At 39.9% G+C, this 14,024-nt stretch carries 11 protein-coding genes; 3 read left to right on the top strand and 8 right to left on the bottom strand.

Annotated elements, in window-relative coordinates:
- Positions 1 to 90: 90 nt before the first annotated feature.
- Entirely contained in the window at positions 91 to 867 is a 777-nt protein-coding gene (locus tag PJK55_RS13600; RefSeq protein WP_271306154.1) for a nucleotidyltransferase domain-containing protein, read from the bottom strand.
- A gap of 128 nt (positions 868 to 995) precedes the next feature.
- Between PJK55_RS13600 and PJK55_RS13605 the strand changes: the two genes are divergently transcribed.
- Complete coding sequence (locus tag PJK55_RS13605) at positions 996 to 1,220, top strand: hypothetical protein (RefSeq protein ID WP_074032549.1); 225 nt, start codon at positions 996 to 998, stop codon at positions 1,218 to 1,220.
- A 6-nt stretch (positions 1,221 to 1,226) separates the two neighbouring features.
- Here the strand turns inward: PJK55_RS13605 and PJK55_RS13610 are convergent, their stop codons facing one another.
- The 7 genes from PJK55_RS13610 to PJK55_RS13640 all read right to left on the bottom strand — a co-directional run bounded on the left by PJK55_RS13610 (position 1,227) and on the right by PJK55_RS13640 (position 8,758).
- Positions 1,227 to 1,691, bottom strand: coding sequence for a hypothetical protein (locus PJK55_RS13610; RefSeq protein ID WP_271306155.1), 465 nt, complete (start codon positions 1,689 to 1,691; stop codon positions 1,227 to 1,229).
- Between the two features lie 50 nt (positions 1,692 to 1,741).
- Positions 1,742 to 1,936 carry a hypothetical protein gene (locus PJK55_RS13615; RefSeq protein WP_271306156.1) on the bottom strand — a complete coding sequence of 65 codons (195 nt, stop codon included), beginning with the start codon at positions 1,934 to 1,936 and terminating at the stop codon, positions 1,742 to 1,744.
- Positions 1,933 to 2,253 (bottom strand): nucleotide pyrophosphohydrolase, encoded by a 321-nt coding sequence (locus tag PJK55_RS13620; protein WP_271306157.1) that lies wholly within the window; start codon positions 2,251 to 2,253, stop codon positions 1,933 to 1,935. The genes PJK55_RS13615 and PJK55_RS13620 overlap by 4 nt, the downstream gene beginning before the upstream one ends.
- Before the next feature lie 8 nt (positions 2,254 to 2,261).
- Positions 2,262 to 4,433 carry a 3'-5' exonuclease gene (locus tag PJK55_RS13625; protein ID WP_271306158.1) on the bottom strand — a complete coding sequence of 724 codons (2,172 nt, stop codon included), beginning with the start codon at positions 4,431 to 4,433 and terminating at the stop codon, positions 2,262 to 2,264.
- A gap of 41 nt (positions 4,434 to 4,474) precedes the next feature.
- A complete protein-coding gene (locus PJK55_RS13630) occupies positions 4,475 to 5,170 on the bottom strand; it encodes a hypothetical protein (protein ID WP_271306159.1) in 696 nt (231 codons plus the stop codon).
- A 526-nt stretch (positions 5,171 to 5,696) separates the two neighbouring features.
- Positions 5,697 to 6,395 carry a CBS domain-containing protein gene (locus PJK55_RS13635; RefSeq protein ID WP_271306160.1) on the bottom strand — a complete coding sequence of 233 codons (699 nt, stop codon included), beginning with the start codon at positions 6,393 to 6,395 and terminating at the stop codon, positions 5,697 to 5,699.
- 29 nt (positions 6,396 to 6,424) lie between these two features.
- The gene (locus PJK55_RS13640; protein WP_271306161.1) at positions 6,425 to 8,758 is read right to left on the bottom strand and encodes a hypothetical protein; all 2,334 of its coding nucleotides are present in this window, start codon (positions 8,756 to 8,758) and stop codon (positions 6,425 to 6,427) included.
- A 62-nt stretch (positions 8,759 to 8,820) separates the two neighbouring features.
- On the opposite strand from PJK55_RS13640, the gene drmA reads away from it, so the two are divergent.
- Entirely contained in the window at positions 8,821 to 12,231 is a 3,411-nt protein-coding gene (gene drmA, locus PJK55_RS13645; RefSeq protein ID WP_271306162.1) for a DISARM system helicase DrmA, read from the top strand.
- Positions 12,218 to 13,972: a DUF1998 domain-containing protein gene (drmB, locus tag PJK55_RS13650; protein WP_271306163.1), complete on the top strand. Its 1,755-nt coding sequence runs from the start codon at positions 12,218 to 12,220 to the stop codon at positions 13,970 to 13,972. The genes drmA and drmB overlap by 14 nt, the downstream gene beginning before the upstream one ends.
- Positions 13,973 to 14,024: the final 52 nt, after the last annotated feature.

Here is a 14,024-nt window from a genome sequence, read left to right on the forward strand (position 1 = left end):
ATTCTTCTTTTTAGAATCAATATTCAACAGTTTCACATTTCTTTTCCAAAATGATATACATCGAAAAATCTCGTTACAAGTTTATATGATTCAAACAAAATTCAATAACATTTCATTCAAATAGTCTAGAAGCTGTTGATTTGTGATGTCATCTTGTTTCAACAGTATCTTCCCTTCCTCTACTCGCGGATCTTCCGGGAAATAGAGTTTTAGAATCGCCAAGCACGCTTCTACAGTCGTCTCAAAACTCTCGTCCTTCACATTAATCGTCAAATACCAACCTCGGATGACGCGCTTCACAATGGAGCGCTTCTCCAGATGAGAAATCTGTCCACGAAGCAATTTCGACTTGGCTGCTTCAATCGAAGAAACCAAGTCCTGGTTCAACGCTTCACTCACACGAGCGTCCGGCATCATGAGTGGGAATTGAGTCGAAACATCTTCCCCGTAAACACACGTACAGAGATGTCTTAGCCAAAAGCCCCATTCAAAACGATTCGCCGGATTTAATGCCACATCCAGGCGACCGATATCGTAGTCGATTTTGATGACTTCAGGATGTTCCGTTAGTAGTTGCTCCGTCTGTTCCACCAATTCCGTCGCATCGATATCCTCATGCACAAGCACCGTCAAATCTAAATCAGATTCACCAGCAACAGCCGTCCCGCGACCGATGCTTCCATATAGGTATATGCTATGTAGCTGTTCATCGAATGCTTCTTTCACCAATTCAATTGATTTGAAGAGGATTGTTTCAAACTCAGGCTGAATATGTTTGATGGACGCTTGGTTGATGACGTAACCTTCCTCGTCTGTTCCAAGTCGAGTCGGACACTTCAAAGTACGCTGTCGATTTGTTGAATTCATTCTGATCAAGACCTCTTTTCTATATGCTTAACCTACCGAATGTCTGATATAAAATGCTACTGTCGCCCCTGTCACGATGGATGTATTTGGAAGTATAATGGAGTGTACAGGTAAAGGAGGAAGTTCTCGTGAATATCATCATCAGTTCATTATTTGCAAGTCTTGCGTTTTTCTTACCCATCATCGCCATTGTCTTCGGAATTGTATGGCTTGTCAAAGTGGTTAATCGATTTGAAAAACGCGCAGCAGAAAAACTTGAATTGGAGCGTCAAAACACTGAACAGTTTCGAGTGTTAATTGAACGTCTCGATCGAATCGAACAACAATTGGACTCGAACACAAAACGCAGCTGACTCAGGTCAACTGCGTTTTGTCTTATAACGAGCCATATCTGAATAGGTTACATGTTCCGGGTCAAGTTGCTTCATCCGCTGATCAACATGTCTGGATATCATAGACGCAACGAACATCAATAAGAACGAAATAATCGTGAAGCTATATATTTCGGTAACAATGATTGCAATCGCAATCCCAATATTCAAAAGCACGACAATCAGCGCGCAAATCACCTCAAGCCACACGGTACGACGATATGTGATATCCTCATTGAAACGTAGCAACGTCTGTGTTCGTTTCCACATCGGAAGCATCAAAAGGAGTGGAGCGAGCAATACACTTCCAAACAATGTTTGAACAGCGGTGAACCACCCTAACCACCAAACCAGCAATCCACTCATAATAAAAATCACGGAAAAAATGAAACTCAAATGAATGGCATGAACATGGCTTCGACTTAACTTATCTAGACGTTTCTCGTGTGACATCGTTATCTCCTTTTCACTCAATTGATTTTCTATGGCTACAATCGATTTTATTAAGCTTTATTCTGCTTCATCCGTCTCCAATGCACAAACGCATTCGCAAACCAAATGATTGTCAACAGTGGGAACATGACGTTCATCCAGTTCGAACGTTCTATGTGGAATAAGGGAATCGCAAGAAAGAAAGCCAAATTCAATATACCTGCTCCGAGATACATGACGAATAGTAATCGATGGTTCGACTTCATCGTGAATCTTCCGCACTCAAAATCGGATACTTCACTGCGTTTTTCACGAGCTTGTCTTCAATCGCTTTCGAGACATCAATGCCGGATGCATGTGCGAACGTGAGTGCATAGATCAACACGTCTGCCAACTCCTCTTCCATTTCCGTCTTTTTTGTCTCAATCGCTTCTTCACTCGACACCCATTGGAATACCTCAAGGAGCTCGCTCGCCTCAAGCGATAACGATAACGCCAAGTCTTTCGGATTATGATGGAACGCCCAGTCGCGTTCATCTCGGAATTTAATGACCTCGTCCATTAATCGTTGTACTTCGTTCATGCCATAACCTACTTTCTTTTTCTATTATTGAAAATAATACTTCTAAACAACGTTGAATATTCTTCTGTCGTATGAACAACTACTTCATGTAAGGCTCGTGTCAATGAGACATATAATCGCCGCGCTTCCTGTGGAAATTCAGGATAGTTTTCTTGATCGACATCCATTAAAAGCACTGCATCAAATTCCATACCGCGCAAGTAGTCTACTGTAGAAATAACAATTTCTTCTCCAACTTTAGTAGTATCAGATACAATGAGTTGAGTACGTAAATTAAGTTTTGCGTGTAAGAACTGTGCACGTTCTAATGTTGGTGTGATTATACAAATCGTAAATTGTTGTTTTCGCCAACGAGCTAGTACGTCTTTTATTTCTCTACTTTTCTTCGTCACTAGAAATTCGATAGGTTGCCCATCTCGGTTAAATGGATCAATCCATGTTGTATCGTGATCTGAGTCATACAGTATTTCTTTAGCAAAATTAATAATAGGTTTCGTCGTTCGGAATGCTTTCGTTAAATACTCGATGCGCCATTTTGACTTTCCATGAGTTTGAATTGAATCCCATGATTCCATGTCAAACGCTTGATAGCTTTGTAACGTATCTCCGAATACCGTCATCCCATGACAGATTTTTTCGAGCACCATTAAATCGAGCGGACGAAGCGTCTGTGCTTCATCAACAAAGAGATGGCTCCATTTTTCAGGATGCCCATTAGTTTCATAGTGAAGATACATCCAGAGGAAGAGATCTAATCTAGTCGGAGATTTATATTTATGCCATGCCTTCAATAGGGTCTCATCCACATCTACTTTCATGTGTTCAAGCATCAATGGATTTTTTAGCATTTTCCAAACCGTTTCGGCATCAATTCGTAAGATCTCACTCCAAAAGTTTAAAAATGCTTCTCGCTTTTTCTTTTCGGATAGTAATCGATTTTCAAAATTCTCTTTCATCAATTCACTTAACTTTTGACGTTTTTCATAATACAAGTATTTTGTCCAAATCGAGGCTGTTTCAATATATTCTTGTTCGTAGTCCTTTTTATTTAAAATATGGATTTTTTCAAGTTCACTTCGAATCGTTTGAAGAATCCGCAATCTCTTTTCGTGAAACGTCCCTTTTCCCGACATCCACATATCAATTGCTTTTTCATGTACGTTGACTAACTCATCCATCGGTTCATAACTAAAAAGCGTTTCACAGATGTCCTCGTTCCATTCTACCAGTGCCTCATCAACCCACTTGATTAAATGGCTCGATTCATACAGCGAAAGTAATTCCAAATGACCATTCTGATTTAAAAACTTTTTGTTCAATTGAACCGCAAAATCATCAAATGCCATTGTAGAAACCGATTGAATTTGTAAATGCTCCGCATCCTTCAACAGTTGATGAATCGTCGCTTCGTTCGGAGCTAAATAAAGCATCTTTCGGCGTTCATCTTGATACTGCAAATAAGACATACGGTGCAACGCCGTTAATGACTTCCCAGTCCCGGCCGCCCCTTGGACAATCATATATGTATTCACGGGTGCCTGGATAATGTGGTTTTGTTCGGCTTGCCGCGTCGCAATGAATCCATCAATAGAACGATCCTTTTGCTTCTTCGTCAACTCTTTCTCCATAAAACTCTCTTGTGGGACATCAGGCACCGTCGACGGCTTTTTGAATGTCGATTTGATTTGTTCGGTAAATCTTTTTGTCAGTGAGCTCGGTTGCCGTTTTGGAGCACGACGATGATTCGCCTGAACGACACGTCGCTGTCTTCGATCAAGCTCGAGCTGTGTCATCCCGATGATGTCTCCACCTGGCGTCTCAATTGTCTCTCCGTTAAACATGGACGCACGCATCGCCATCTCACTTCGCCAATCTAGGACGAGCGGAATTTCAGGTGAGCGAGGGTGCGCCACCCCGAACTTCCCGACCGGATAAATCTCTTCTTCCCCTTCGTCCTCAATTACGAATGTGAACGAATACAGTTCTTTCAGAGCGTCTTCATACTTTTGGCGTTCCTGCGCGCTCTCCGATTGACGTGAATGTCCTCGCATATCAATCATTTCATAGTCGCTTGATTCAAGACCTGGTTTTTCTTTAGTATCTTTTCCCGTTAAATGAGATTCAATGATTGTGCAAAAATCATTCAATCTTTTTTGTTCTTGCTCTATAACAGCCGTCACTTTCATGAACCTCCTCGCTTACCACTCTATTTTTTCTTTCGTTATGTGATTTCTATACGTGGCCATTTAATATTCTGTTCTTTAAAATTTCTCTTTAAATATTGCAAATCACTCGTATAAACAAGATGAGCATTTTTATGATGCTTATGTAAATTTGAAATACCGAACAATAAATCGACAGTTCTTTGCAGACCTAATTCAGGAATGCACTTTCTAACTAAAATTTCTCTTCGTTTTTTCATTGAAATAGATGTGACTTTAATATATCCATAAGCAGCTAATTCACTTTTTTTATTTAGTTGAAGTGGGACTTTTTTATAGAAGGTATCTTGAATCATATTTTCAATCACTATTGTTTCTCGATTCGTTAATTGCAAATAACTCAGTATTTTATCTAACATATGAGCGTTCAATTCTTTTCGGTCCCAATCTTTTAAGAACATCCCATATGGAGTCACAGCGCGATACGGTAATTTTAATCCGAGCATTCGTCCATAGAAACTAATGGCATCTTGTTCAGCAGGGATTCTACTACTTTGATTAAATTTTTCCTTATACTGTTGTTTTGAAAAACATGAAAAGTAAAAACGTATAATTCTAAAATAGATAATTGGGTGAATCTCTTTATGCAGATCTGGTAAATCGCGTATCACATTAAAGTTTTTCAATATCCATGTATTAAAAGACGTACCACCCGAATAATGGATGACTTGCAATAGTTTTAAAAATTGATTCAACCTTCCCTTCTGTTTATTTAATGATTTTCGTTTACTTAATAAGTCATCTAACTCCCGTTCAATGAGGATAAAGCGACCAGTCTCTTCGAAGGTTTGGAGAATGTGTGTCATTTGAACTCAATTGACGTTACATTCGTATCATTTTGTCTCATTGGATGGACTAATTTTTCTTTATGCTCTTTATTGCGAAATTGAATTGTATAAGATGTTTCATACTTCGATTCGGAAATACTAAATTTCATCTTTTTCTTTAGTTCGTCTGGATTGAAGCGTGTTTCGATCTCAAGGCATCGTTCCTCCCGAGATATTAATATTTGAAACATATTTGAACGATGCAGTGTCACTTTATCTAGAGTCGCGATGTGGAATAATTGATTGTTAATTAATCTACTTTCAGTCATATTTTGAAAACAGACGCTAACTGTTCCAATTCCAATATTTACTTTTAATTGGTCCGTTATATAGTCAATAGGTATCTTTTGTATAGTAGATTTCTGATATTTAAACACTAACTCTCCCCTTTCATTTAATCGAACGTTGCTAAATCCCAATGTGTCACAATCCCCAATAATGATTGATTTGATTTCCCTGACTCAGTAATCAAAAGTGCTTCTAGTTTTCGTCCTTCATTTGCTGCCTGTAAAAAATAATCCTTCGCTTCATAGACAGTAGTTCTTCTTGAAATAAAGCGATACGTTTCAGCAAGTTCATCGACGGAAAGCAAATCGCTAACCCTGGTCTCTTCAAATGAAATAAGATCATCCTTCACATTTGATGCCAACCAATTCGTGATACCGCTTTCAGTAACAAGTGAGATAAATTCTCCCTCAGAATTAAATACAGGAAATTGAGAGTATTGGAATTCATGAACCAACTGAAGCATTTTACTCATCGAATCAGTTCCCGTCAGCGAATAAACTTCACTAAAGAAATGATTCATTCGCTTTGGAGAACGTAACTTCTCTTCAATTTCAATAATCTCACTCACAATTTTCTCGTGCGGTTCCGCAATAGGCTCACCGTTCAATCCACTCCCATGTTGAATTGCGTTGCGCAAGCGTCCAAAACTTTTGAGCCGCTCCGCTTTTTGTCGGATCAAGGGATTTTGTTTAGCGGCTTGATCCACAAGATAAGAAAACGAAATATGCTCTTCTTGTCTTAATTGCTGACGCAACATCGTTTCAATGCTATGGAACCGATCTAAGAAAATAACGGATTTTTCCATCAGATACCTCCATGTTTGAAAATCTGATCTCAACGCACCACAAACTCTTCTTGCTTAACAGTTTTCCATGCCTCTCCGTCATACAATTTAAACAACTCGCTAGCCAATTGGTAATTCCGCTCAAATGCTACGTTACCTAGATTAAAGAATGGTTTTGTAGATTCGCTCCAATTCCACAACACACGCTTGTCATCTCTAATTGGCATTTGTCTATCTTCTAACAATGCAGTGAGCGCTTTGCGTTCTATCGGCTCAGAGTATCCAAGCATCGCATAGAGGAAGTATGCGTACTCCGTCTCATCAAAATTCAAAACAACGACATGCGCATTATGTTCGTTAATAAACCGCATCATTATCCTATACTGTTCAAATAACAACGGTGCTAAAAGCGTACTTTCTGGATGGCTACCATTCAAGATTGATTTCGTCAATCGGGAACACTTCAATCGATGAGGTAACCGTAAAGCTGGGAAAGTAGGGATTGCTAGTACATTCGTTTTAACTCCAGCTAGTCGAAAGAAACGTTCAATTTTTTGATCAAACGCATGTCTTGTAGTCGAACTACTTTTTCCTTGTTCATATATGAGAGACGCCCATGTCAAAAACTGTTCTTCGTCCAAATTCTGATTGATTGACTTAGGGTTAAGGAGCATTCCACCTTCTCTATACTCAAATTCTTGAGTTCGATTTAATGGAGATTGGCCACCCCATATCATGACACGAACATCTTCGACATCTTGTGGGATAAAATGTGGAGCTGGTGCGTTACTACCTTCATATATGAATGGTATTAACTCTCCCCAAATCTGAATCAATTCTTCGTTCATATTTAATAAACTATTGGATTCTTGACGTGTATTCCAGAGACCCGGCTCAAAGCGCCATGTGTGAAGCGTATCTTGAATGAAGTAGGGATGTTTGTACAGAATTGACTCGACCGTTTTCGGTGAATATGGATATTGCTGTTGAACCTCTTCAATTAACTTATCCACAGAAACGGGAGATTTTTGTTTCAATAAATAGTTTACTAAGAGTGAACGTGCGCTTGGATGTTCAAGGGATGGATCGAGTTCTTGTAGACGGTTAAGCCGCTCAGCTTCGCGCATATCCTCTGGTAGATACGAAGCCACTCTGACAGTCGCTTTGCCCTCCTGAAGATTCTCGAATATCATCTTTTGCCCCGGTTTAATTCGATGTTCAAAGAGAAAATCGCTAAAGCTGTGGCTTCCTGCCTGACCTTTTGCATTCATGGTAAGGATAAAAGGACTCGACTGATTTAATACCTCTAACTGTCCATTGACAAAATACTTAGCCAACTCACCAGACACCTGAAAGGTAGAATTTCTTCGTTCGAGTGTAGATAAACGAACCGTCACACGATTATTGGCTGTACGTTCACGTTTAATAGGTTCAGTAACGTTTAAGCTCTGCTTTAGTCGCGGCGATGGAATTGGAGAAATAATTGTTTTCCCTCGCGTTTTATTTGAAGTGAGATCTAGTAGTTCTTTAGGTTTGGAATCATCATAAATAATTGTATTTTGAGAAATGACAATATTTCGTTCCATCTTTAAAACTTGTCTCAATCCTTCATAATAAGCAGAGAATATATTTTCATACGGCTGTTTTCGGAAATATTTTTGAATCACTTCTCGAATTTTAATCGGTGTTTCACGATTCCGTTTCAGGTGCTCAACAATGGCGCCTTTCTGTTCTTCAATTTCTTCTAGAATATCTGGTGAAACGATGATGTTGTAATCCATTGGTGGATTATCATAATCATTTAAACTAATCCGTTGATAAGATGTCTTGAAACGAGAATCTACTTTAGGAAAGAACAAGACGTTAGAATCTTGAATGTCATAGTATGATTTTACTTTTGCAATCACATCATGTCTGACGATATTTTCGAGTTTATTCTTATACATATAGCGATGAACCAAATCATTTAGCAATTGCCATTCGCTAAGAATGACATACTGTGCGTCTTTATGCCCGTGCTTTCCGTTTAAAACAATAAATCGAGGGTCTTTATATAAACTTGCAATTTTGTTTTTCAAATCTTTATTCATTAGAACAGGCTCTCGGTTTTGACGTAGCTCACGCTCTAGCGAGTTAAATTGTGACGAAGGATCATTTTTTCGTCTTACGTAATCTCCTTCGCTAATGACCGACGGTACGTTTGCTTCTAATGCTGTAGTTAAATTCCGTACAGCATCTTCTCGCTTACAGCCTCGTCCTGAATCCCAAATCATCATCAAATATTCAATTAATTTCTCTCTCGTCAATACATCAGTATGAAGTGAGTTAAATGACAACTGAATATAACTAATATTTGAAGAGACTACCCCTGAAGATTCCATCATTTCCCCTCGCCCCCTTTATTCAAATGTTTTACAATTAAATTATATAAGAAAGGGGCAAAATAATGAATGATATTATCCAAAGCCTAGTTAATTTTTTATCAGGTAAAGATAATCAACAAGCCTCGATTGATGAGGTATTAGATTTACTTGAAGATGAGTTCATCGATTTGCGACAACTTCGACAGATTTTAGCACATCAATCGCAAATTCAAATGAATGAGGACACTCTTCAATTAATTAGTCAGAAGAAGCAATCTACACAGGCTAAAGCCTTTACACCTAAACAACGAACTGCACTCGTTGAGAATCTAGAAAAAAGACTGATAGGACCTCAAAATGGTGAACATGAAACACTAAAAGCGGCACCAAGTTCTTACTATTTGACTGGTCGCCTTTTTCCATATGGTGCTTCATCGAACGTTATTCATGAAGAAGAAACGGATCAACCTTTAAATGAAGTTGAAGGCATTACTGTTGAAGGTGAAGCCATTGAAGAAATCATTACTTCTCAAGACCAATTCCGTAATTCAAGCATGGGCGTTAGTTTCATTTTAAATGACGTTACCACACTAACTTGTCACATTAATTGGGCTCGTTATGAATCCGTAGAAGAAGATAGCTCTTTTCATTACAAGCGGCGTCCGTTCTCAAAAACTATCTCACTTGATTTAAAACAAAGTGGTGAACTGTCAGTCGACTTAGATTCAAACCTACTTTTAAAATGGTATGTTCGCTCAGGTAAATCAGGGTTAGACATTGGTCTTTATCTCGTCCATAGCTTGGATTTGAGTTCAACTAATCGTTTTCCGAGACAAGACGAAATCATCTTCCAACCGCAACTATCGTTTAGCATTAATAAGCAGTCGATTGTGCCTCGTCCTGCTTATGGCATGAATAACTTAATTAACTTCTTATATCGCGAAAGAACCGTACCGATTATCGGTCACCAAATCGGTACAGATTGGTCTGTAGATGATACAACCTACTACTTCACAACAACATGGTTACCAAAAGAAGAAGTGCCACTTGTTGAGCATCAACGTTTGACAAATACGTCGTTTAATATGCTTGATTTGGCTAAACAACCTAAAGATGAAGTGATTTCTCGATTAAACAAATTACCAGATGCTTACATGGAATGGATTGCGGATGAATCCGCGAAGTTGGACGGTCTTACCGAAATGGATCAATCCTTACTTTTACAACAAGTTGAACAAGCAAGAGAAACTTGCTCGCGTATGTACGATGGCATTCGTCTTTTAGAGACGAACGACAAAGCATGGACCGGTTTCAGACTCTCGAACTTAGCGATGCATATTCAACGCGAGCAAGGAATCCATGCCTCGGTTTATAAAGAAACAGGACAATATGATTTTGAACCCGTTAAAAGCGAATGGCGTTTATTCCAGTTAGCCTTTATTCTTATGAACTTACCTAGTAGTTTTGACGAGCAACATGAAGACCGTCAGCTTGTCGACTTGCTGTGGTTCCCGACCGGTGGAGGTAAAACGGAAGCTTATCTTGGTCTAGCAGCGTTTGTGATGTTTGTTCGCCGCTTAAAGAATGATGTTAGCAATCCAATGAGTTATGGTGGCATGAGTGTCATGATGCGCTATACACTCCGTCTACTAACCATTCAACAGTTCCAACGCGCGACACTTCTTATTTGTGCCATGGAAGCAATTCGCCGACACGAAGATTCTTACTCAAAACAGATTTCTGATATTCAATTAGCAGATCTAGGCACTGTCCCGTTTTCAATTGGACTTTGGATTGGAAGTGCATCTACGCCAAATAATTATGATGATGCAAAAATCGCCCTTCAAAAACTAGAAAGTAACGAGCCTCTCGAGAACGGTGAAGTCGGAAACCCGATGCAACTTAGCCATTGTCCTTGGTGTGGTGAGAAGTTAACTGTACAATGCTATTCTGTCGATCGGAGTAAAGCGACAATCACATGTCCGAAGGCAAGATGTACGTTTCATAGTGGTATACCAGCTTATACGATTGATGAGGCGATTTATGATCATTTACCGTCACTTGTCATTGGAACAGTCGATAAACTAGCACAAATCGCTTGGCAACCACGAATTGGCGAATTGTTTGGCCGCAAATCATCCTATCGAGCCTCTAGCAATAAGTTTATAGGTGATTCTCCGACACAAGATTTGACTCAGCAACAGGCTTGGCTCCCACCTGCGGATCTTGTGATTCAAGATGAGCTACATCTATTAAATGGTCCGCTCGGCTCTTTAACAGGATTATATGAGTTTGTGATTGACGAGCTCATGGGCTTTGGAGAATCAAAACCAAAAATAGTGGCTTCAACTGCTACCATCAGTGGGGCAGAATCTCAGATTCGAGGGCTTTATGACCGCCCGGCAAATCAATTCCCTGTCTATATTCATTCACCTGATGACTCATTTTTTTCAAAAACAGTACCGATTGATCAGAAACCAGGACGTCTGTATGTAGGAGTTTCTTCGCCAGGCGTCAGTATGAAAATCCATACGGTGAATGTATATGGAGCTCTAATTGCAGCGACTCGGAAACAAGAAAAGCAAGCAGAACTCGATCCATACTGGACAGTCGTTGGATATTTCAATACCATACGTGAATTGGCCGGAACGAATACAATGTTTTATGACGAAATTCGAACCTATCTTCAGGCAAATGAAATTGAAGAACCGTTACTCGATTTCGAAGAGTTAACGAGTCGCAAAAAAGCACAGGAAATTCCTGAATTATTAGCTCGAATGGAACGATCATTTGAGAATGATGAAGTATTGGATGCAGTTCTCTGTACAAATATGATTTCAGTTGGAGTTGACGTCAATCGCCTCGGCTTAATGGTTGTGCATGGTCAACCGAAGACAACTGCTGAGTATATTCAAGCTACAAGCCGAGTTGGGCGTCAACACCCTGGTCTTGTCGTGACAATTCTGAATCCTCAACGAACACGCGATTTGTTCCACTTTGAGCAGTTCAAATCATTTCATCAGTCGTTCTATCAATATGTGGAACCTACAAGTGTGACACCATTCTCAAAAGGTGCATTAAAACGTGGAATTACTGGTGTTCTCGTGGGATTAATTCGTCAAACGATGACCTCGCCTCCTATTTCAAAAGCCAATAGCGCAGGTCAATTTAACTTAGATGCCGTAGATGCTTCAATGATTGATCGCTTCGTCGCTCGAGCTAAATCCGTCTATGATTGTTCAGAAACAGAAACTCGTCAGCTCGTCAGTGAAGTGTTAGATACATGGGAATCACTCGCTAATCGTACAAATCGTGAACTAGCCTATCGGCAAAAAATTGTGAACGGTAGACCGATGAATACGTCACACCATTTGTTGAAGTACTTTGAAGAAACACCTTATACTCACGAGGCGATGTTTGCACTCACTTCTTTACGTAGTGTGGAACCTGAAATTAAAGTGGAAGAGGAGGTCAATCGCTATGACAGTTGGTGATTCAAAGCATTCCTATCAACGAGGCTCAATTCGAGCGGCTCAATTACTTCATCACTTTGGTCCGGGAGCAATCGTAGATTTACCAGATGGTAGTTTCATTACGAACGCAGTGGATCAATGGAAGTTCAAACACAATCAAATTCGAGAAGAAGATCATGATGCTGTCATGAGCGCATTCAATCAGAAGCCGATTCGCCTACTAAACAGCAACCCTGAAGCAATCCGAACGAAAGTATCACGATTTCCAATCTGGCGTTTCTGTCCGAATTGTGGTTCTATGACGGATCAACCGAGACGCACGTTTTGTACGAACCCAAAGTGTGAACCACTTGGAGTAAAATATGCGCCGATGCGTTTTGTAACGGTTTGTCGTAAGGGACACATTAGCGATTTCCCTTGGGTAAAGTGGGCGCATCAAGAACATAACGTTTGCGATAAGCCACGTTTACGATTGATGACAGATAAGGGGACGCTATCGAGTTCTTACAAAACAATGCGAATTATATGCTCAAATTGCGAAGCACCTCCCGTTTCTTTAGCACGGATTAAAGAAAAAGGAGAGCTCGAACGTGTCACGGGTAAAAAATGCGCTGGAACCAAACCATGGATCTTACATCATCAAGCCGAGACTTGCGATGCTGAAATGACAGTGGCTTTGCGTGGAGAGACAAAATTACACATTCCAAATGTCCAAAGCGTGATTACACTCCCGCTCAAAACAGCTAGTTCTGAAGCGATTTATCAAGAAATTGATAAAAAGTATGAGTTATTTAAAAATACATGGTCAAACTTTTCCTCAGAACAAAAAATGGTCATGTTGAAAGGCCTATTGAGTGATGGAGATTGGACAGAAAATGATATTCAAAAAGGAGTTCATTACTTAGACTCTAATCGACAATTGGATGATATTTCTTTTGGTTCCATTAAGCAACGCGAACTTAGTGCATGGAAGCATACGAAAACTGCGCCACTCCAAGAAAAAGACTGCCAAGCGGAGCGGGTGCCTGTTCCTGAAGACTGGACGGACTACATCAGTCACATTACTCGTGTAGATTTGATGCGCGAAGTCCGTGCCTTGACTAGTTTTAATCGTTTGAAATATGCCGATTCATTCGTCGAACGTAAAGCAGGAGATGGTGTTTCCATCTTTAAAAATCATACAAACTGGTATCCAGGAATCGAAATTTTTGGCGAAGGGATATTTATTGAATTAAATCCAGAGATGATTGAAGAATGGGAAAGTCGCGACTCTGTAAAGCGTATCTTTGAAAGTCAGTTAGCAAGATTTCAACAAAAACGTCTAAAGCGTGACCAAGCTGAAATCGAATTATACCCGCGTCACATCTTGCTTCACACATTTGCTCACGCTTTAATTCGCGCATTTGCTGAAACGAGTGGGTATTCTTCTACCTCTTTACGAGAACGGTTGTATTTTGAGAATGGCGCTGCCTCTGTACTAATCCATACTGCCGAAGGTGACTCTGAAAGCAGTTTAGGGGGATTGATTGAACTCGCCAAGCCAGAGAAGATGTCATTGATGTTAAAGCGTGCCATTGAATTGACGGAGTACTGCTCCTCAGACCCGACTTGCCTTGAAGGTGGACAAGACCGAAAAGCTGCCGCATGTCATTGTTGTCTGTTCTTAAGTGAGACTTCTTGTGAATGGAACAATGAATTGTTAGATCGGCGGACACTTCATCCAAAGTTATCGGATGATCATCTTGCGTTCTTTAACCTATAACATTTTTTTAAATGCTAATCGCTTATTTGTTTACTATAATAAGGACATCAGC

Origin of the sequence: Exiguobacterium sp. MMG028 (genome assembly GCF_027947425.1) — a bacterium.
Lineage (GTDB): Bacteria > Bacillota > Bacilli > Exiguobacteriales > Exiguobacteriaceae > Exiguobacterium > Exiguobacterium aestuarii_A.

What these genes read in the sequence shown, in the direction of transcription:
- PJK55_RS13615 (WP_271306156.1), bottom strand. Translation starts at nt 1,936, where the DNA reads ATGAAGTCGAACCATCGATTACTATTCGTCATGTATCTCGGAGCAGGT.
- drmA (WP_271306162.1), top strand. Translation starts at nt 8,821, where the DNA reads ATGAATGATATTATCCAAAGCCTAGTTAATTTTTTATCAGGTAAAGAT.
- PJK55_RS13620 (WP_271306157.1), bottom strand. Translation starts at nt 2,253, where the DNA reads ATGAACGAAGTACAACGATTAATGGACGAGGTCATTAAATTCCGAGAT.
- drmB (WP_271306163.1), top strand. Translation starts at nt 12,218, where the DNA reads ATGACAGTTGGTGATTCAAAGCATTCCTATCAACGAGGCTCAATTCGA.
- PJK55_RS13600 (WP_271306154.1), bottom strand. Translation starts at nt 867, where the DNA reads ATGAATTCAACAAATCGACAGCGTACTTTGAAGTGTCCGACTCGACTT.
- PJK55_RS13610 (WP_271306155.1), bottom strand. Translation starts at nt 1,691, where the DNA reads ATGTCACACGAGAAACGTCTAGATAAGTTAAGTCGAAGCCATGTTCAT.
- PJK55_RS13640 (WP_271306161.1), bottom strand. Translation starts at nt 8,758, where the DNA reads ATGATGGAATCTTCAGGGGTAGTCTCTTCAAATATTAGTTATATTCAG.
- PJK55_RS13635 (WP_271306160.1), bottom strand. Translation starts at nt 6,395, where the DNA reads ATGGAAAAATCCGTTATTTTCTTAGATCGGTTCCATAGCATTGAAACG.